Source organism: Blautia difficilis, from assembly GCF_014297245.1.
Lineage (GTDB): Bacteria > Bacillota > Clostridia > Lachnospirales > Lachnospiraceae > Blautia_A > Blautia_A difficilis.
The window spans coordinates 18,226-38,068 of sequence record NZ_JACOQG010000003.1 but is presented as its reverse complement, the minus strand read 5'-3'; the positions used below and the strand labels follow the sequence as shown (position 1 = coordinate 38,068).

Genomic DNA, 19,843 nt, shown 5'->3' with positions numbered 1-19,843 from the left:
CGAAAAAAGAATCTGACACGATTGGAAAGGGGAAGTTAATTATGAGTACAGTTTTGCCAAGAGAAGAAGCAGTAGAAACAATTTTTTCTAAAATTTTGGCTTCGCCGGAAGCATCCGGACGATTAAGCGGAGTTTTTTATGACCACATAGATGACGACCATCGTCTGACAGATAATGACAGAGATCATTTCCTGCAGGTATTGTTTCATGCGTACCAGAACGGTGATATCAGTGCACTGCTGTTGGAATTATGCGGCAGAAGTATGTTTGACCTGTTAAGGGAGGCTTATCTGATCCCGAAGAAATTCCACGGAAAAGCAGGAGAGAACCCGGTGCTCCTTACAGATGCAGCCGGAGAACTTCTTCCCGGGGAAAAGGTTTCAGCCAGAGAATATGCAAAATTCAAGGAAACATATGAACATCATGAATGTGCCCCCAGATCTGCGCTGTATCTTGCAGATGGTTATGATCTTGTCCGTACCTATACAGAAGGTCTGAACATTACAGAAGAAAAAGATAACCGTAAACGTGGTGTCCTGGCTCTTTATGCACTTCCCGATACCTGTAAACTGGGTCTGACAGAAGCACAGGCATATGCCGTTGTATGGGATGCTTTCCAGAAGATTCAGGAAGAAGCCCCAAGAGCCATGGTATACTACGGACAGGAAACAGGTCTGAAGAAAGAGAATCCGGATAAACCCTATGATGAAATTGGAATTCTTCTTCCTATCCATGAATTTGAGAAAAAAATGCTGCAGCATTTAGACGAGATTGACGGAATCGTACTGGCATGCAGAGAAAAAATGATGGAAAAAGCAGGAAATGACAGTCTGCTGCTCTAAAAATAAGGAAGTGAGTAAAATGCCGCAGGAAGTGATCAAAAAAAATCATATGGATGTTGCCTGGCATGAATACACGGATGAAAATGGAGAAAATATACCTGTTTCAGATGCCAGTATTGCAGAGAAAGCATCTATTATCGGACGTGTGGGGATTATGTTTCTCTCATGTGGTACCGGTGCCTGGAGAGTAAGAAGTTCCATGAACGCATTAGCAGAAGCACTTGGCATTACATGTACAGCAGATATTGGTCTGATGTCTATTGAATATACATGCTATGACGGAGAAGAAGGCTTTACCCAGTCACTGTGCCTGACCAATACCGGAGTAAATACCTTAAAGTTAAACCGTTTGGAACACTTTATCCGGAACTTTGAAACAGAAGGAAAACAAATGTCAGGAGAACAACTGCATACTTTCCTTGATAATATTGAAAAAACACATGGTCTCTATTCCCCGCCTGCATTGGGACTTGCAGCAGCAATCGCATGCTGTGGATTTACCTTTCTGCTGGGAGGCGGTCCCATCGAGATGTTCTGTGCATTTGTGGGTGCAGGGATCGGAAACTACCTGCGCTGTAAACTGACAAAACATCATTTTACATTATTCTTATGTATTGTATCCTCGGTATCCCTGGCGTGTTTTGCATATGCAGGTATGCTCAAACTTGGAGAAATACTGTTTGGGATTTCTGTTCAGCATGAGGCCGGATATATCTGTGCCATGCTGTTCATCATACCGGGATTTCCATTCATTACCAGTGGTATTGACCTTGCCAAACTGGATATGCGTTCCGGAATGGAACGTCTGATGTATGCTTTGATCGTCATTCTGGTAGCAACTATGTCAGCGTGGATCATGGCCCTGATCCTGCATCTGAAACCAGTAGATTTTATGAAACTGTCATTATCTACAGAACAGTGGATCTTATTCCGGATCCTTGCCAGCTTTTGCGGAGTATTTGGATTCTCCATTATGTTTAACAGCCCGGTGCATCTGGCAGTTGCAGCAGCCGAGATAGGAGCAGTGGCCAATACCCTAAGACTGGAACTGGTGGATCTTGCAAATATCCCGCCTGCAGCAGCCGCATTTATTGGTGCACTTACTGCGGGACTTCTGGCATCTCTGCTGAAGAATAGAGTTGGATATCCCAGGATATCTGTAACAGTTCCGTCAATCGTCATCATGGTTCCGGGTCTGTATTTGTACAGAGGATTTTACAATCTTGGAATCATGTCGTTATCAGCAGCTGCATCCTGGTTTGCATCTGCAATCCTTATTATTGCCGCACTGCCGCTGGGACTGATTTTTGCACGTATTCTGACAGACAAGGGGTTCAGATACTGTACTTGATAAGCTACGAATATACCAGAAATTTTTTATATTGATTGACAATGTAATACTGCAAGAGTAAGATATAAAAACGAATTAACGTTGGAAAAGAACATGAACAAAGGAGAATTCAGTGGAAAAACTAAAAAGAAAAAGTTCATACTATATAGCTTACTCTGCGGCAATGACAGGAATTTTTATGATCATTCTGTTCATATTCTGGAAGAACGGAAAATCTTTTGTGCGTGACGGAGATGGTCTGCGACAGCATTATATTACGCTGGAATACTGGGGAAAATATTTACGCCAGATTATAAAAGAACTTTTGATCCATCACAGATTAAGAATTCCTACATGGGATCTGCATATTGGATTTGGCTCAGATATTGTGACAACCTTACATTATTATGTAATAGGAGATCCGCTAAATCTATGTGCTGCCTTTGTTCCTGTAAGATATACGGAATACTTGTATGATTTTCTATGCTTCTTCAGATATTATCTGGCAGGAATTACATTCTCATGGTATTGCTTTTATAATAAAAACGAAAAAATCCCGGTTTTATTGGGAAGCCTGATTTATGTCTATTCCCAGTGGATGATTGTGACAGGACTGGATCATCCGTATTTTATAAATCCCTGTATCTATTTACCATTGATCATGCTTGGAGCGGACAAAATATTTGATGGAAAAAAGCCATGGACCTATATTGGAGCTCTGACTCTGGCAGGAGTAAGTAACTTCTATTTCTTTTATATGCTTGGGATTTTTACAGTTATCTATGCAGTATTTCGATATTTCACCAAATTCAAAGGCTTTCGGTTAAAGGAATTTACACCTGTCTTTGGAAGATTTTTTGTCTATACAGTTCTGTCCCTGATGATTTCTGGAGTGATTCTGTTTCCTATGCTGAAAACAATGTTTACGAACTCCAGAATGACAGCAGAAAGATATATGCCTATTCTCTACAGCAAACGCTTTTATCAGATGCTCCTGGCTTCTTTGATCGGAAGAAATAATAAGACCCGCTTTTCTTACATAGGTGTTGCTTCTATATGTGTGATTGCGTTGATCGTATTATTTATGCAGAGAAAGAAATATCTCAGTCTTAAACTGGGTGTGATATTACTTACAGTTATGGTATGTTTTCCAATATTTGGCAGGATCATGAATGGTTTCTCATATACTACAAACAGATGGACATGGGCAGTTCCCATGCTTTTGGCCTATATTTTTGTAAAAATGTTTCCTGAATTCTTTCATCTGTCTGTAAAGAAAAAACTGCTGATTGTTGCAATCATCCTGATATATGCGGCATTTTTAATTTTTAATCCAACTGTTAATCAGAACAATAATGTGGCAGCCGGATTACTTCTGCTGCTCCTTGGATTGACTTTTATCGGAGGATATCAGCTTCTAACTAAGAACCGCTGGTATTTGGCTGCGTTTTCTATGTGTTTTATTGTTTTAAGCGTGGGAAGTAATATCTGGTTTTATTACGCAGAAAACGGACGTGACAGATTTAAAGACCAATCAGTGATTTCTACTTATGTGAATAAAGGGCGGGCATATCCCAAATGCCATACCAATGTAGAAAAAGCCCTGAAATCTCTGGAAGATAGTTCCTTGGTTCGCTTTGACCAGAAATACATGGGTATGATCAGCAACACCTCCTGTTTAAATGACCTGAATGGGGGAAAATATCAGTTTTCTATTGCCCCGGAAGATTTAGGCAATTTTTTTGATGAAATCTATATGAGCAATTTCATGGATCAGGCCGTTTACAATTTAAATGGCAGAAGCTGGCTGTTAAAATTATTTTCTGTCAAATATTATGTATCAAAGGAAGGGATTGCACCCTATCATTTCAGGAAAGAAATGAAAATAACAGGCAGGAAAGATAGATATATTTATAAGGATGAAAATTCCCTGCCCCTTGTATATACCTATGACAGTTATATTCCTGTTACACAATACGAACGAATGAATCCTGTGGAACGGCAGGAAGCCATGCTTCAGGGATGTGTACTGGAGGAAAATGATGCAAAGGGAATGAACCCAGAGAAATTAAAGCTCCATGTAAATAAACTTGATTACGAAATAAAAGATATGCAGAATATGACCTGGGAAAATGGGGTAATTGAGGCCGGCAAAAATGCAAAATGTGTACTCACCTTTAAGGGAAAGAAAAACTGTGAAACATACGTTGCTTTTTCTAACCTTAAATACCGGGGGATTAATGAAAAATACAGAACAATCCTGGAACAAAAAGATATAACCACAGGACAAATAGAGATATACTATGCTCATAATGGTGAAACAGAAGAACAGAAACTGCAATTACTTTCTTCCAAAAACAACTTTGGCAGCGGAAGAAGCAATTATGGAGCAAATCTTCTATATAATGAAGATGCCTTAAATGAGATTACTCTTGAGTTCACAGTCCCAGGCAAATATAAGATAGACAATATAGATATTTACACTCAGGCAATGGATGGGATTACAGAACTGTCTCAAGAAAGAAGCGAAGATTCACCGAAAGATCTAAAGGTGGATGGAGGAAATATTACCTGCAGTATAAATCTGAAGGAAGATAAAGAAGTAGTATTTTCTATTCCCTACAGCAATGGCTGGACTTTGTATGTAGATGGCAAAAAACAGGAGACAAATAAAGCCAACAGAATGTTTCTGGGTGCAAGGATCAGCAAAGGACAGCATCAGATAGAATTAAAATATTTCTCCCCTGGCATGAAAGCCGGATGTACAGCCTCTGTGTTGGGATTGCTGGTTGTTCTGATACTATTTTCTTCACCATATATCCGCCAACACTGCCGTTCTGTTTGGAAGTGAGGTTTCCGTTGTAGCCATCAGTAAGCGGTACACCCAGTTCGTTTGCAACCTCGAATTTGAAACGGTCTAATGCACCCTTTGCTTCCGGTACAGCTGCCTGGTTAGAAGATTTTGTGTTTGACATATTCATTTCCTCCTTGGTTGTTATTGCTTGTTTAGTGTTACGATGTTAGTATATGACGACGGAGAAATAATACTCTGGAAGTTTTCGTATATGGTGGAATTCTATGGAAAACTCTATAAAAATCGTTGATTTATTAATAAATCATGAATTTTGTATATTTTTGAAGTTTTAATTGAACTCTATTTAGTAATTTGTTATAATGCATGTAGAAATTAATAAAAGAAACGGAGAGGAGAGACTATGAACTTAGGTATAATCGCACATAACAGCAAAAAAGTACTGATCGAAGATTTTTGCATTGCGTATAAGAATATACTTGCCAAACATGAAGTCTATGCAACTGGTACCACTGGTCGAAGAATTGAAGAAGCGACAAGCCTTCATGTGCATAAATTCCTAGCCGGCAGCATAGGTGGAGATAAACAGTTTATGGAAATGGTAGAAAGACAGGATCTGGACATGGTAATCCTGTTCTACAATCCTGTAATGATTGACCCCAAAGAACCGGACATTATGAGTATCGTCAAAAGATGCGACCAGTATAATATTCCTGTAGCTACCAACATTGCTACAGCAGAGCTTCTTATTTTAGGACTTGCCCGTGGAGACCTGGATTGGAGACTAAATCTGAAATGAGAGTGATCGCAGGGAAAGCCAGAAGATTAAATTTAAAAACAGTTCCGGGAATGGATACCAGACCAACCACAGACCGGATCAAGGAAACCTTATTTAATATTTTACAGCCCCAGCTTTTGGACTGCCGGTTTCTGGATTTATTTTCCGGAAGCGGAGGAATAGGCATTGAGGCATTGAGCCGGGGATCCTCTTATGCAGTGTTTGTGGAGAAAAATCCCAAAGCCTGTTCCTGCATCAGGGAAAATCTTTCATTTACAAAACTTGCTGAAAATGGTAAACTGCTGAACATGGACGTGCTGCAGGCACTTCGTTCTCTTGAGGGTAAGGGCGCTTTTGATATTATTTTCATGGATCCCCCTTATAATCAGGAGCTTGAGCGTCAGGTACTTGAATATCTGCGTGACAGTACTGTTGCGGATGAGAATACACTGATTATTGTGGAAGCAGATCTGCACACAGATTTTGCTTATCTGGAATCTCTTGGATACAGGCAGCTTCGTTCCAAAGAATATAAAACAAACAAGCATGTATTTCTGGAGCGTGTGTAAATATGCTCCGGAGGATGTATGGTTTTCATACATTCTGTGCGGAGGAAAGTGAGTGTAAAATACATGAAGACAGCAGTATATCCGGGCAGCTTTGATCCGGCCACCTACGGCCATCTGGATGTAATCCAGCGTGCAGCCCTCTCTTTTGACAGAGTAATCGTGGGCGTTTTGCATAATTCTTCAAAAAGTCCGTTGTTTTCTGTGGAAGAACGTGTTAATATATTAGAAAAGGCGACAAAAGATATCCCTAATGTTGAAATAAAAGCATTTGAGGGTCTTTCTGTTAATTTCGCCAGAGAAAACCATGCTCAGGTGATCATCCGTGGGCTTCGGGCGGTAACTGATTTTGAATATGAACTTCAGATGGCTCAGACCAATCGTGTACTTGCTCCGGATGTTGACACAGTGTTTCTGACTACCAGCCTGGAATATGCATATTTAAGTTCTACTATTATGAAAGAAGTGGCATATTTTAATGGCGATCTGAGTAAATTTGCACCTAAGGAAATAACGGATGCAGTCAAGAAGAAGCTTCTTGCAGACAAATAGAGAAAATAAGGAGAGAGTACAATGAGCAGCAGAATTGAACAGATTATCGGTGAGATCGAGGAATATGTGGACAGCTGTAAATTCCAGCCATTATCCACTACCAAGATCGTAGTAAATAAAGAAGAAATTGAGGAGCTTTTGAGAGAACTCCGCCTGAAAACACCTGATGAGATCAAACGTTATCAGAAGATCATCAATAACAAGGATGCCATTCTTGAAGACGCACAGAGCAAAGCAGATGCACTGATTGCAGATGCCCAGGCAAAGGCTCAGGAGCTTGTAACACAGCATGAGATCATGCAGAAAGCATATGCCCAGGCAAATGATACCATCAATGCAGCTAACAAACAGGCTCAGGAGATTCTGGATTCTGCTACACAGGATGCAAACAGCATTCGTCTCAGTGCGATCACTTATACAGATGATATGATGGCAAATATCGGCAGCGTACTCAACACAACACTTGAGGATGCCGGTGCAAAATATAAATCCTTTATCGATGCTCTGCAGAGCTGTCTGGAAGTTGTAAACCACAACCGTCAGGAGCTGGCACCGCAGACCGCACAGGCAGCAGCAATCACAGGTTCTTATCATGATGATAATGACAAGGATGATGACGTTCTGTTAGACGATTTGGGAGAGAACTAATTCAGATAGCAAAGCATAAGAATTCCGGAAAGCAATCCACTGATACATTTTGCTGAAAGGTAAGGGATCAGACTCAGATCCTTATGGAGAATGCTTCTGGTCTGAGCCAGAATGCACAGTCCGCCAAAACCTGTGGCTGTGACAGACAGGACACAGCGTAAAGTCCAGGGGATATCAGCGGAAGCAAACAGAGAGAGGCCTGTGGTGATTTCCGTAATTCCCAGAAGTATGTATTGGATCAGGGCCGGAAAAGGTCTGTAATATCGGATACATCCTGTGAGAATAGAAAACAGAAGAATATAACCGCCCAGGCGGGTAATTGTTTCAAATCCGTTCATAATAGAGACATCAAGAATGACTCCCGGTGAGTCGGCTTCGGATGTCTCTTTTTTTTCATAACAGGTGTCTGGCTTGGCTTTTTTTGTGACATTGGAAGGAAAAATTTTATGATTCCGGAAAACTGCAAACCGAAAAATAACCATAGCTGCCATATTCCCGGAAAACAAAATGAAAAAAAGTACAGGAACAGGAATCCTGTTATTCAGGCATAAATGTCCCAGATAGGTGATGATAAATACAGGACTTGCACTACTGCAAAAAGTTGTAAGATAGAGTGCCTCTATTCTGCTGATCCTGCCGGTCTCATACAGATCAGAAGCAAGCTTGGCAGCCATTGGATAACCGCAGACCATTCCAAGGATAAAAACATAGCCACCGTAGACATCTGTTCCCAGGAAGAAACGGAATACAGGTTTCAGAGGTGATAGGATTTTTTCGATTCCCTTTGTATGGATCAGTACACCTGTCAGAATCATAAAGGGAAGAAGGGTAGGAAGCAGAGTGTTCAGCCACAAAGTCATTCCTGCTCTGGCAGAAGCCAGCCCCTCTCCGGGATGAAGCAGTAGAAACACAAGGAGGAGCCCGGTTCCGGCGGTAAGTAGAATTGATCTCATAAGCAAACCTTTTTTTGTAAAACATATGCTGTACAATAATAAAAAATTCACATCAGGAAAATTTGGAGGTAATATTATGGCAATATTAGAAAACTGTGAGCCTAAAAACGTATTTCATTATTTTGAAGAAATCTGCAAGATTCCCCATGGCTCAGGGAACACAAAACAGATCAGTGATTATCTGGTACAGTTCGCAAAGGATCGTGGACTGAAGTATATCCAGGATGAAATGAATAATGTGGTGATCTACAAACCCGGAACCCCGGGATATGAGAATGCTCCTACTGTAATTCTCCAGGGTCATATGGATATGGTCTGTGAAAAACGTCCGGATGTAGTCCATGACTTTACAAAGGATGCCCTTAAGCTTTCTGTAGAGGGCGATTATATCTCTGCAAACGGAACTACCCTGGGTGGAGATGACGGTGTTGCTGTGGCATATGGACTGGCAATTCTGGACAGTGATACTATTGCCCATCCGCCTCTGGAAGTATTTATCACTGTAGATGAAGAAATCGGCCTGCTGGGAGCAGTGGGATTTGACTGTAGTGTGCTGAAAGGCCGCAGATTCATTAATCTGGATTCTGAAGCTGAGGGAAGTCTGTGGATCAGCTGCGCAGGCGGAATGTCCGGGATCAGTCACCTTCCGGTTGCCAGAGTTGATGCCAAGGGTGAGAAAATTGCAGTGAAAATTACCGGACTTATGGGCGGGCACTCAGGTGCAGAAATTGACAAAAACCGTGCCAATGCCAATAAATTACTGGGAACTTTCCTCTATAGCCTGAGAAAAACAACAGATTATGAACTGATCTCCGTACAGGGAGGACAGAAGGATAATGCCATTACAAGAGAAGCGGAAGCAAAGCTTCTGATCGAAGCTGAGGAACTGGAGAATGTAAAGGCCTTTGCTGCAGAGCTCCAAAAAGCATGGCGTGAAGAATATACCGGAACAGATGAAGGAATTACAGTACTCCTTACAGATGAAGGAGCACAGGAGGCAAGAGTTCTTCATCCCACCAGCAGGGAAAAGGTTGTATTCTATCTGATGAATGTTCCTTTTGGTATTCAGAAGATGAGCGGAACCATCTCCGGACTGGTGGAGACTTCCTCTAATATAGGAATTTTAGTTACTTCTGAAGATGAAGTAACTGCAAGCTCCAGTATCCGCAGTTCTGTGGAGGCTGCCGGAAAGAATCTTTCTGATAAACTGGAATATCTGACAGAATTTCTGGGTGGAGAATATGAGATCAAGGGTGCATATCCTGCATGGGAGTACCGTAAGGATTCTCCTCTCCGCGATAAAATGGTAGAGGTTTATAAGCAGATGTATGGGGAGAAGCCGAAGGTGGTGGCAATCCATGCAGGGCTGGAGTGCGGACTCTTCTATAAAAAGATGGAAGGACTGGACTGTGTATCCCTGGGACCGGATATTATTGATATTCATACTTCTGAGGAGAAGCTGGGTATTTCTTCTACACGGAGAGTATGGAACTATCTGATAAAGGTGCTGGAGGCACTGAAAGACTGATTGTAAGGGGCATCCTGCTGTCACATGTTGGTGATGGCAGGGTGCTTTTTTGCGGGTATGGGGACGCATGAACCGCAGAAACTCTTCTGGCTCAGTTTCCGGGAGCAAGTAACTCTAAGTCCCGGAAAATCCGCTAAAACCATTCGCAAATTGCGCAAACTCGCTGACGCTCAAACAGTGCGGCAATTTGCTCATAACGCGTATTTCCCGAAACTAAGAGTTACTACGCTCCCTCCAAAAATCGCCAGAAGAGTTTCTGAGGTTCATGCTGTGCAAACAATGAAGCATAATATGCCAGTAGCAAATATAAATGCACTGTGCCAATAATTAGAGAATACTATAAACACACATTTCCAGTTCCCGTCTTGAAGTGCCAGCAGGAGAAACATAGGGTGGGGGACGATTTTGGAGGATGCTTAGTGTTACTGTTCACTGGTAATATCCCGCGAGGTGTTTTTTGTGAGCGAAGGTCACAGAAAACCCGAGACATACCGCGCGAATTTATGCGATTAGCATAAATTCTGTGCATCGCGAAGCGTGTTACTGGGCACGGAGTGAACAGTAACTGCTTAGTGATACTTGGTTCGGGGAAATCGGCGTTGTTCAAAATTGGGACACTGTCTGAGCGAAGCGAGTTTGGCCCAATTTTGAACGTATTTAGCTGATTTTCCCAAACCTAGTATCACTTAGCGTCCGGAAACCGAGTCCCCCACCCTATGTTTCTCCTGCGTCCGTTAAAATAACAAATATAGTTCTATCCTAGCATGAATCTGCATAGTATATATCAGAATGCCCCACCTGGTACCAAAGGCTTTTCGAAAAAAATTATAAACTATTCAGATTCAGAAGATATTTTTGAAATTCTATGTTATAATAAAAAAATGTATGAAATGCAAGGAGCGATTTAAGATGGAAATACAGTTATGGAGAAGCATTTTATGCCCTTATGAGCTGGCTGTGAGAGAGCTGGAAGTGAAATTTAACCATATTATTGATGAATGCAAGGAAAATGATATCTACTGTCCCATTGAGCAGGTTGAGGGCAGGGTGAAGAGTGTCAGCAGTATTCTGGAGAAAATGCAGCGTAAGCAGATTCCTATGGAACGCATGGAAGAGGAAGTTGAGGATATTGCCGGTGTGCGTATTATCTGTCAGTTTGAGGAGGATATTGAGACAGTAGCCTCTCTGATCCAGAAGCGCAGCGATATGACCATAAAGAGTGAGAAGAATTATCTGAAGCATATTAAACAGAGTGGATACCGGAGCTATCATCTGATCATTTATTATACCGTTGATACGGTAAAGGGTCCAAAGAAGCTACAGGCTGAGATTCAGATCCGTACAATGGCTATGAATTTCTGGGCTACCATTGAGCATTCCCTGCAATATAAATATAAAGGGGATATGCCGGAGCATGTGGCAGAGCGTCTGAGCAAGGCTGCAGATGCTATCAACGCCCTGGACCGGGAGATGTCTTCTGTGCGTAATGAGATTATGGATGCCCAGAATTCATCTCAGCTACAGTCCAATCTGGTGAAGGATATTCTGATCAATATTGAGAACTTGTATAAGATTGCTAATAAGCGGGAAATCATGAAGATTCAGGATGAGTTCCTGCGAGTGTTCCGTACCAAGGATCTGCAACAGCTGGAGCGTTTCCATAGGCAGCTGGATATTATTTCTGAGGGTTACAGGGCACAGGCAGTTTATCATCATGTATAAACCGTTCTCAGGGCAGATCAGATAAAATCATAAGTATACATACGAGGAAATATAAATGCAGGATTTTTTACCCGTAACAAGGAAAGAAATGAAAGAGAGAGGATGGGAACAGGCAGACTTTGTCTATGTGACAGGGGATGCCTACGTGGACCATCCTTCTTTCGGTACGGCAATTATCAGCCGGCTATTGGAAAGCAGGGGATATAAGGTAGGGATCATCAGTCAGCCGGACTGGAGAAAAAAGGAAAGTATCCAGGTTTTTGGGGAACCCAGGCTGGGATTTCTGGTTTCTGCCGGAAATATGGATTCCATGGTGAACCATTATACGGTATCCAAAAAGCACAGACAGAAGGATTCTTACTCACCTGGAGGTAAGATGGGGCTGAGACCGGATCGTGCTGTGATCGTTTACAGCAATCTGATCCGTCAGACCTACAAAAAAACGCCCATTATCCTGGGCGGTATTGAAGCAAGCCTGCGCAGGCTTGCCCACTATGATTACTGGGAAAACAAGGTTAAACACAGCGTACTTCTGGATTCAGGTGCTGATCTGATTTCCTATGGAATGGGAGAGCACTCTATTGTGGAGATCGCAGATTCCCTGGAAAGCGGAATTCCTGTAGAGGAGATTACCTATATTCCAGGAACTGTGTTTAAATGCAAGGATCTGGACAGAGTGTATGAACCTATTCTGCTTCCTTCCTTTGATGAAGTAAAGGAGGATAAGAAAATCTATGCAGAAAGTTTTGCTGTCCAGTATGAAAATACAGATCCTTTCACAGCCAGACCACTGGCAGAATTTTATGGAAGCAGAGGCTATATTGTGCAGAATCCTCCGGCAAAGCCTCTGACCCAGACAGAGATGGATGATGTATATGCCCTTCCCTACACAGAGCGGATTCATCCTATGTATGAAAAACTGGGCGGTATTCCTGCTCTGGAGGAGATTAAATTCAGCCTGACAAGCAACAGAGGATGCTTCGGAGGCTGTAATTTCTGTGCTCTTACCTTTCATCAGGGACGGATTCTCCAGACCCGAAGCCATGAGTCACTGATCCGGGAAGCCGAGAGAATGACAAAGGATCCGGAATTTAAGGGATATATCCATGATGTGGGAGGTCCTACTGCAGATTTTCGCCAGACCTCCTGCCAGAAACAGCTGACAAAGGGCGTGTGCAAAAATAAACAGTGTCTTTTCCCTGAACCCTGCAAAAACCTTACCGTGGATCATTCGGATTATGTTTCACTTCTCCGTAAGCTGCGAAAGCTTTCCGGAGTAAAGAAAGTATTTATCCGTTCTGGAGTACGTTTTGATTATGTAGTGGCAGACAGGGATAAGACCTTCCTGAGAGAGCTGGTAGAGCATCATGTAAGCGGCCAGCTGAGAGTGGCACCGGAACATGTTTCCGACCAGGTGCTGAAATATATGGGAAAGCCCAGCCACAGCGTCTATGAGAAATTTCTTCATGAATATAATGCAGCCAATAAAAAGACCGGAAAACAGCAGTACGCAGTTCCCTATTTTATGTCTTCCCACCCGGGCTGTACCATGAAGGAAGCTGTGAAGCTGGCAGAATATGTGAGAGATCTGGGATTTACACCGGAGCAGGTACAGGATTTTTATCCAACCCCATCCACCCTTTCTACCTGTATGTATTACACAGGGATCCATCCTCTCACAGGGGAGAAGGTTTATGTACCCAGAAATCCTCATGAGAAAGCCATACAGAGGGCTCTCATGCAGTACAAAAATCCTGAGAACAGGGAACTGGTGCTGGAAGGATTGAAAATAGCAGGCAGAATGGATCTGGTAGGCTACGGACCGAAATGTCTGATACGTCCCATCCGTGAACATAGTAAAAATACATCTTCCGAAAGCCGTTCTGATAAAAACCGCAGATCTTCCGGAAAAACCAAGACTGCAGACAGAAAGAACAGAAGCGGTGGGAAACAAGCCAATGTCAGAACACAAACCAACACTAGAAAGAACACTGCAGAAAAAAAGAAAAACAGGGGAGGCAGGAGATGACTCAAAATACAAAAGGCAGACAGAATACCTCAGAAAAAAAAGTGAAAAAAGGAGATTTCGGATATTTTCAAAGTGAAAAGAAGCGAAAGCTGATCATTACAGCTATTCTTTTTGCTGTACCTCTTTTTATCTTTTTTACATCATGGATCTATTTCAAAACCAGAATGACCATCTGGACAGTGGTTACGGTAGTGGGATGTCTCCCTGCCTGTAAATCTCTGGTAGGGCTGATTATGATCCTGAAATGCAGACCTATGGACAGAACGCTTTATGAACAGATCCGGGAACACCAGGGAGAGCTGGACATGGCCTATGAGATGTATATGACCTTTTATGAAAAAAGTGCCTATATTGATGCACTGGCAGTCTGCGGAAATACAGTAGTTGCCTACAGCAGTGACCCAAAGATCCATGCATCCTATATGGAGGAAAATTGTCAGAAGGTGGTTCGTAAAAACGGATACAAGGCTACGGTAAAGATTTTCACAGATTTCAGACCTTTTTTGGAAAGACTGGATTCTATGAATGCACATAAGGATACCCTGGAAGAGGGAATCAAATTTACTCCGGATGAGAAATATCCTGAGCTTTCCAGAAATGAACTGATCCGACAGACCATCCTTGCACTTTGTCTGTAAAAAACAGAAACAGGAAGATCTTCCATCATATAATTCAGCATAATAGAATTGATTATAATTGTATAAGAAGAAAGTTATTATATATGAAAGAATTAATTATAAAGGAAAACGAAGCCGGACAGCGCTTTGACAAATATCTGGCAAAGGTGCTGAAGGAAGCACCCAAAAGCTTTTTTTACAAAATGCTCCGTAAGAAAAATATCACCCTGAACGGCAAAAAGGCTACCGGAAATGAAAAGCTTCTGGAGGGGGATACTGTTAAATTTTTTCTCAGTGATGAAACCTTTGAGAAATTTGCAGGGAATACCCAGGTGCCCAGGGCCTATTGCCATCTGGATGTAGTATATGAGGACAAGGACATTATTATCATCAACAAACCTGCAGGTATGCTGTCCCAGCCTGCAGATGACGGACAGCCTTCACTGGTAGAATATGTGACCGGCTATCTGCTGAAAAAGGGAGAGCTTACTGAGGAACAGTTAAAGACCTTCCGCCCATCTGTGTGCAACAGGCTGGACCGCAATACCAGTGGGCTGGTGTGCGCCGGCAAAAGCCTGGCAGGTCTTCAGTTTCTTTCCGGGATTTTTCATGACAGAAGTCTCCATAAATATTATCTCTGCCTGGTAAAGGGCAGACTTGAAAAAGGGGAACATATTAAAGGCTATCTGCATAAAAACAAAAAAACAAATAAAGTGACAGTGTCAGAAAAACAGTTTGAGGATTCTCTGCCTATAGAGACAGGGTACCGTCCTTTGGGGAGTAACGGACGGGTAACCCTGCTGGAAGTAGAACTGATCACAGGAAGAACTCATCAAATCCGTGCCCACCTGGGAAGTATCGGACATCCCCTTTTGGGAGATGCCAAATACGGGGACAGAGATTTTAACAGAGCTTACACAAAATTTGGAGTCAGAAATCAGCTGCTCCATGCATACAAGCTGGAAATACCACAGACAGGACAAACCTTTTTGGCAAAAGTACCACAGCTGTTTGAAAACATATTAAATGAGGAGCATTTAGAGGGGAGCTATTATGAAAATCTGGAAATTAGTGTGGGAGTATGCCAGGATGATCATCCTAGTAGTGGTGATCGTAACTGTGGTCAATAATGTAGTTCTGATCAATGCCAAAATTCCATCACCTTCTATGGAGAAAACCATTATGACCGGTGACAGGATCTTTGGCTTCCGCCTGGCCTATGGTATCAATATAGATTTCTTTGGACATAACTATACAAAGAAATTCAGGGATCCGGAAAGATTTGACATCGTGATCTTTAAGTATCCCGATGATGAGAGCAAGCTTTACATCAAGAGGGTGATCGGTCTGCCCGGGGAAAAGGTACAGATCCTGGATGGAAAGGTATATATTAACGATTCCCGGACACCGCTGGATGACAGCTTTGTACCGGAAACACCCAAGGGAGATTTCGGACCATATCAGGTACCGGAGAACAGCTATTTTGTCCTGGGGGACAACCGGAATCATTCCAAGGATTCTCGGCTCTGGAAAACCAGCAACTATGTAACCTGGGATGAACTTGTGGGAAAGGCATTTTTCCGTTATTATCCTTCCCTGAAGGTTCTTGGGAAACCTGCAGAAAAAAATACATAAGATCACGAGGAAAAACCATTGGCAACCTGGAACAGCAGAGGCTTGCGCGGCTCTACTTTGGAGGAGCTGGTAAACCGGACAAATGAACAATACAGGGAAAAGGGACTGGCACTGATCCAGAAAATCCCTACTCCCATTACCCCTGTCCGCATGGACAAGGAAAACAGGCACATCACCCTGGCATATTTTGAACAGCGCAGTACCGTGGATTATATTGGAGCAGTACAGGGAATCCCTGTCTGCTTTGATGCCAAGGAATGCTGTACGGATACCTTTCCGCTGGCAAATATCCATTCTCATCAGGTAGAGTTCATGGAGAGCTTTGAGAAGCAGGGAGGGGTGGCCTTTTTTCTTATCTTTTTCAGTCATGAAAATCTTTTCTATTATCTGCCCCTGCGGGATCTGATGGTTTTCTGGCAGAGGATGGAGGATGGGGGCAGGAAAAGCTTCCGCAGAGAAGAATTATCCCCGGAATATTATCTGGAAAAAAGAGGGGGATTTCTGGTTCCCTATCTGGAGGGCCTGCAGAAAGATCTGGATCACAGAGACTGATTGACGTTACTGTGAACGGAGTGAACAGTAACAGACTGACTGACCATAAGAAAATAATAATATAGAAAATAGTAATAACAAAATACAGGATTGACATTTTCAGAATAAACCAGTATAATCTTATCTAGTTTATGCATCATCGTAGTAACATGGTAGCATACTAAAGTAGAATGGAAGACAAGGAGGACCACGCAATGGAGCGTATTTTTCATACACCAGAGGGTGTAAGGGATATTTACAATGGCGAATGCAGCCAGAAGAGGAAGGTACAGGAGAGGATCCACCGTGTTTTCCATCAGTATGGCTACGAAGATATAGAGACACCTACCTTTGAATATTTTGAGGTTTTCAGCCGGGAGGTGGGAACTATTCCATCCAGAGAGCTGTATAAATTTTTTGACAGGGAGGGCAATACCCTGGTGCTGAGACCGGACTTTACCCCTTCCGTATCCAGAGCCTGTGCCACTTACTTTTCACCGGACCAGGAGCCGGTAAGCTTGTGCTATACAGGCAATACCTTTATTAATAATTCCAGCTACAGAGGCAGATTAAAGGAAACCACCCAGATGGGTGTGGAGCGTATTGGTGATGAATCTGCAGATGCAGATGCAGAGCTTCTGGCAATGACAGTGGAGTGCCTGCTGGCTGCAGGTCTGACTGAGTTTCAGATCAGTGTGGGACAGGTGGATTATTTCAAATCCCTTCTGAAGGAGGCAGAGCTTAATGCAGAGGCCGAGGAACGTCTCCGTTCCCTGATCTCCCAGAAAAATGCCTTTGGTGTGGAGGAGTTTGTAGAAGAACAGAAATTAAAGGAAAGCATAGCGAAGGCTTTTGTGGAGATCCCACAGATGTTTGGTTCCACAGAGGTTCTGGATAAAGCCAGAAAGCTGACCAACAATGCAAGGGCTCTGGAGGCAGTAGCCAGACTCCGTGAGATTTATGAAATTCTGAAGATTTACGGATATGAAAAATATGTTTCCTTTGATTTCGGCATGCTGAGCAAGTATCAGTATTATACAGGTATTATTTTCCAGGCCTATACCTATGGAACCGGAGAGCCTATGATCAAGGGTGGACGTTACAACGGGCTGATGAAGCATTTTGGAAAACCTGCCGCATCCATTGGCTTTGCCATTGAGGTAGACAACCTGCTTCTGGCTCTTTCCAGCCAGAAGATCATTTCCGAAAAAGAAGAAAAACGGTCAGTGATCCAATATGGACCGGCAGACCGGACCGAAGCCATTGCAAAAGCCCAGAAGCTCCGTACAGAGGGACACAGCGTGGCATTACGCTTGAAAAAGGAGGCCAGATAAATGAGATACCTGACATTTGCCCTTACAAAGGGCAGACTTGCCAATAAAACAATGGATGTACTTGAGAAAGCCGGAATTACCTGTGAGGAGATCCGGGACAAGGATACCCGTAAGCTGATCTTTGTAAACGAAGAACTGAAAATGAAATTTTTCCTGGCTAAGGGTCCGGATGTACCTACCTATGTAGAGTACGGTGCAGCTGACATCGGAATTGTGGGAAAGGATACCCTTCTGGAGGAAGGCCGCAAGCTGTATGAGGTTATGGATCTGGGCTTTGGCAAATGCAGAATGTGTGTCTGCGGTCCGGAAAGCGCCAGAGAGGTACTGGAGAATAACCAGCTGATCCGTGTGGCAACCAAATACCCAAACATTGCCAAGGATTACTTCTATAATAAGAAGCACCAGACGGTAGACATTATCAAATTAAATGGTTCTATTGAGCTGGCACCTATCGTAGGCCTGTCCGAAGTGATCGTAGACATTGTAGAGACAGGAAGCACCCTCAGGGAAAACGGCCTGAAGGTGCTGGAGGAGGTATGCCCTCTGTCAGCCAGAATGGTAGTAAACCAGGTAAGCATGAAAATGGAAAATGAGAGAATCCGCAAGCTGATCCACGACTTGCGTAAAGTCCTGCAGGAGGAAAATAAAAATGCGTAAAGTAACATTAACCAAAGAATCTACCAGAGATATTCTGGGAAATCTGCTGAAAAGAAGCCCTAATAATTACGGAAAATTTGAATCTGCAGTAGCAGAAATTCTGGCAAAGGTAAAAAGTGAAGGGGACGAAGCCCTTTTCGCCTATACAAAGCAGTTTGACAAAGTAGAAATCAATAAGGACACCATCCGCGTTACAGAAGAAGAGATCAAGGAAGCTTATGACACCATTGATCCTGCACTGCTGGATGTGATCCGCAAGGCACTGGTAAATATCCGTACCTACCATGAAAAACAGATCCAGAACAGCTGGTTTACAAGTACCACAAACGGAACCATGCTGGGACAGAAGGTAACTCCCTTAAACCGCGTAGGTGTCTATGTTCCAGGCGGAAAGGCAGTTTATCCTTCCTCTGTACTTATGAATATTGTGCCTGCCAAGGTTGCAGGAGTACCCCATATTGTAATGACCACCCCTCCGGGAAAGGACGGCAAAGTATGTGCTTCCACACTGGTAGCAGCAAGAGAGGCCGGAGCAGATGAGATCTACAAGGTAGGCGGAGCCCAGGCAGTGGGAGCTCTGGCTTATGGTACAGAAAGCATTCCAAAGGTAGACAAAATTGTAGGCCCTGGAAATATTTTCGTAGCTTTGGCAAAGAAAGCAGTATATGGCTATGTAAGCATTGACTCTATTGCAGGTCCAAGTGAGATCCTGGTATTGGCCGATGAAACTGCCAACCCACGCTATGTGGCAGCAGACCTTCTTTCCCAGGCTGAGCATGACGAACTGGCCTGCGCCATCCTGATCACTACCAGCCGGGAATTTGCAGATAAGGTGGACCAGGAAGTAAAGGGCTTTGTAGAAGTTCTCTCCAGAAAAGAGATCATCCAGAAGTCCCTGGATAATTTCGGCTACATCCTGATTGCAGAGGACATGGATGAGGCTATTGAGGCAGCCAATGAAATTGCACCGGAACATATGGAGATTGTTACAGCCAACCCCTTTGAGGATATGATGAAGGTTAAGAATGCAGGAGCTATTTTTATCGGAGAATACAGCTCTGAACCTCTGGGAGATTATTTTGCAGGACCAAACCACGTACTTCCCACCAACGGAACTGCCAAATTCTTCTCCGCCCTTTCTGTAGATGACTTTATCAAAAAATCCAGCATTGTCTATTATTCCAAAGCTGCACTGAGGGACATCCACAAGGATATTGTCCAGTTTGCAACATCTGAACAGCTGACTGCACATGCAAACTCCATTGCAGTACGTTTTGAGGAAGAAGAGAACTAATCAGAAGGAGACATA

18 protein-coding genes and 1 pseudogene are annotated in these 19,843 nt (G+C 43.0%); 17 read left to right on the top strand and 2 right to left on the bottom strand.

The features are described 5' to 3' along the window. The first annotated feature begins 41 nt into the window (after window positions 1–41). The 3 genes and pseudogenes from H8Z82_RS03180 to H8Z82_RS03170 all read left to right on the top strand — a co-directional run. Window positions 42–842: a DUF4866 domain-containing protein gene (locus tag H8Z82_RS03180; protein WP_186994215.1), complete on the top strand. Its 801-nt coding sequence runs from the start codon at window positions 42–44 to the stop codon at window positions 840–842. A gap of 19 nt (window positions 843–861) precedes the next feature. Beyond that, window positions 862–2,193: a threonine/serine exporter family protein gene (locus H8Z82_RS03175; protein WP_019161796.1), complete on the top strand. Its 1,332-nt coding sequence runs from the start codon at window positions 862–864 to the stop codon at window positions 2,191–2,193. A gap of 163 nt (window positions 2,194–2,356) precedes the next feature. Further along, window positions 2,357–4,927: pseudogene (locus H8Z82_RS03170) on the top strand (YfhO family protein); the annotation flags it as partial. Here H8Z82_RS03170 and H8Z82_RS17880 read toward each other — a convergent pair. Beyond that, the gene (locus H8Z82_RS17880) at window positions 4,875–5,147 is read right to left on the bottom strand and encodes a small, acid-soluble spore protein, alpha/beta type (protein ID WP_243176384.1); all 273 of its coding nucleotides are present in this window, start codon (window positions 5,145–5,147) and stop codon (window positions 4,875–4,877) included. The pseudogene H8Z82_RS03170 and the gene H8Z82_RS17880 sit on opposite strands and share 53 nt — an antisense overlap. 240 nt (window positions 5,148–5,387) lie before the next feature. Here H8Z82_RS17880 and H8Z82_RS03160 point away from each other — a divergent pair, with 240 nt between their 5' ends. The 4 genes from H8Z82_RS03160 (at window position 5,388) to H8Z82_RS03145 (ending at window position 7,528) form a co-directional block, all read left to right on the top strand. Continuing rightward, window positions 5,388–5,783, top strand: a complete 396-nt coding sequence (locus H8Z82_RS03160; RefSeq protein ID WP_019161792.1) for a methylglyoxal synthase — start codon at window positions 5,388–5,390, stop codon at window positions 5,781–5,783. Then, the gene (gene rsmD, locus H8Z82_RS03155; protein ID WP_186994307.1) at window positions 5,780–6,331 is read left to right on the top strand and encodes a 16S rRNA (guanine(966)-N(2))-methyltransferase RsmD; all 552 of its coding nucleotides are present in this window, start codon (window positions 5,780–5,782) and stop codon (window positions 6,329–6,331) included. Before H8Z82_RS03160 ends, rsmD begins: the two co-directional genes overlap by 4 nt. 63 nt (window positions 6,332–6,394) lie before the next feature. Beyond that, window positions 6,395–6,880 (top strand): pantetheine-phosphate adenylyltransferase, encoded by a 486-nt coding sequence (gene coaD, locus H8Z82_RS03150; protein ID WP_026076975.1) that lies wholly within the window; start codon window positions 6,395–6,397, stop codon window positions 6,878–6,880. A gap of 21 nt (window positions 6,881–6,901) precedes the next feature. Beyond that, window positions 6,902–7,528, top strand: a complete 627-nt coding sequence (locus tag H8Z82_RS03145) for an ATPase (RefSeq protein ID WP_186994213.1) — start codon at window positions 6,902–6,904, stop codon at window positions 7,526–7,528. Here H8Z82_RS03145 and H8Z82_RS03140 read toward each other — a convergent pair. Continuing rightward, the gene (locus H8Z82_RS03140; protein ID WP_186994212.1) at window positions 7,525–8,481 is read right to left on the bottom strand and encodes a nucleoside recognition domain-containing protein; all 957 of its coding nucleotides are present in this window, start codon (window positions 8,479–8,481) and stop codon (window positions 7,525–7,527) included. The genes H8Z82_RS03145 and H8Z82_RS03140 overlap by 4 nt on opposite strands. 76 nt (window positions 8,482–8,557) lie before the next feature. Between H8Z82_RS03140 and H8Z82_RS03135 the strand changes: the two genes are divergently transcribed. From H8Z82_RS03135 to hisD, 10 genes are all read left to right on the top strand, one after another. Beyond that, window positions 8,558–10,009: an aminoacyl-histidine dipeptidase gene (locus H8Z82_RS03135; RefSeq protein ID WP_186994211.1), complete on the top strand. Its 1,452-nt coding sequence runs from the start codon at window positions 8,558–8,560 to the stop codon at window positions 10,007–10,009. A gap of 909 nt (window positions 10,010–10,918) precedes the next feature. Next, window positions 10,919–11,731 (top strand): GTP pyrophosphokinase, encoded by an 813-nt coding sequence (locus H8Z82_RS03130; protein ID WP_019161785.1) that lies wholly within the window; start codon window positions 10,919–10,921, stop codon window positions 11,729–11,731. A gap of 55 nt (window positions 11,732–11,786) precedes the next feature. Beyond that, window positions 11,787–13,760, top strand: a complete 1,974-nt coding sequence (locus H8Z82_RS03125; RefSeq protein WP_186994210.1) for a YgiQ family radical SAM protein — start codon at window positions 11,787–11,789, stop codon at window positions 13,758–13,760. Beyond that, entirely contained in the window at window positions 13,757–14,398 is a 642-nt protein-coding gene (locus H8Z82_RS03120; RefSeq protein ID WP_186994209.1) for a hypothetical protein, read from the top strand. Before H8Z82_RS03125 ends, H8Z82_RS03120 begins: the two co-directional genes overlap by 4 nt. Before the next feature lie 83 nt (window positions 14,399–14,481). Next, the gene (locus tag H8Z82_RS03115) at window positions 14,482–15,507 is read left to right on the top strand and encodes an RluA family pseudouridine synthase (protein ID WP_186994208.1); all 1,026 of its coding nucleotides are present in this window, start codon (window positions 14,482–14,484) and stop codon (window positions 15,505–15,507) included. After that, window positions 15,431–16,012, top strand: a complete 582-nt coding sequence (gene lepB / locus H8Z82_RS03110) for a signal peptidase I (RefSeq protein WP_186994207.1) — start codon at window positions 15,431–15,433, stop codon at window positions 16,010–16,012. The genes H8Z82_RS03115 and lepB overlap by 77 nt, the downstream gene beginning before the upstream one ends. 18 nt (window positions 16,013–16,030) lie before the next feature. Beyond that, the gene (locus tag H8Z82_RS03105) at window positions 16,031–16,564 is read left to right on the top strand and encodes a Holliday junction resolvase RecU (protein ID WP_173742359.1); all 534 of its coding nucleotides are present in this window, start codon (window positions 16,031–16,033) and stop codon (window positions 16,562–16,564) included. A 194-nt stretch (window positions 16,565–16,758) separates the two neighbouring features. Continuing rightward, window positions 16,759–17,877 (top strand): ATP phosphoribosyltransferase regulatory subunit, encoded by a 1,119-nt coding sequence (gene hisZ / locus H8Z82_RS03100; protein WP_186994206.1) that lies wholly within the window; start codon window positions 16,759–16,761, stop codon window positions 17,875–17,877. Next, window positions 17,878–18,534, top strand: coding sequence for an ATP phosphoribosyltransferase (gene hisG / locus H8Z82_RS03095; protein WP_019161778.1), 657 nt, complete (start codon window positions 17,878–17,880; stop codon window positions 18,532–18,534). Next, window positions 18,527–19,828: a histidinol dehydrogenase gene (hisD, locus tag H8Z82_RS03090; RefSeq protein WP_186994205.1), complete on the top strand. Its 1,302-nt coding sequence runs from the start codon at window positions 18,527–18,529 to the stop codon at window positions 19,826–19,828. The genes hisG and hisD overlap by 8 nt, the downstream gene beginning before the upstream one ends. Window positions 19,829–19,843 lie beyond the last annotated feature (15 nt).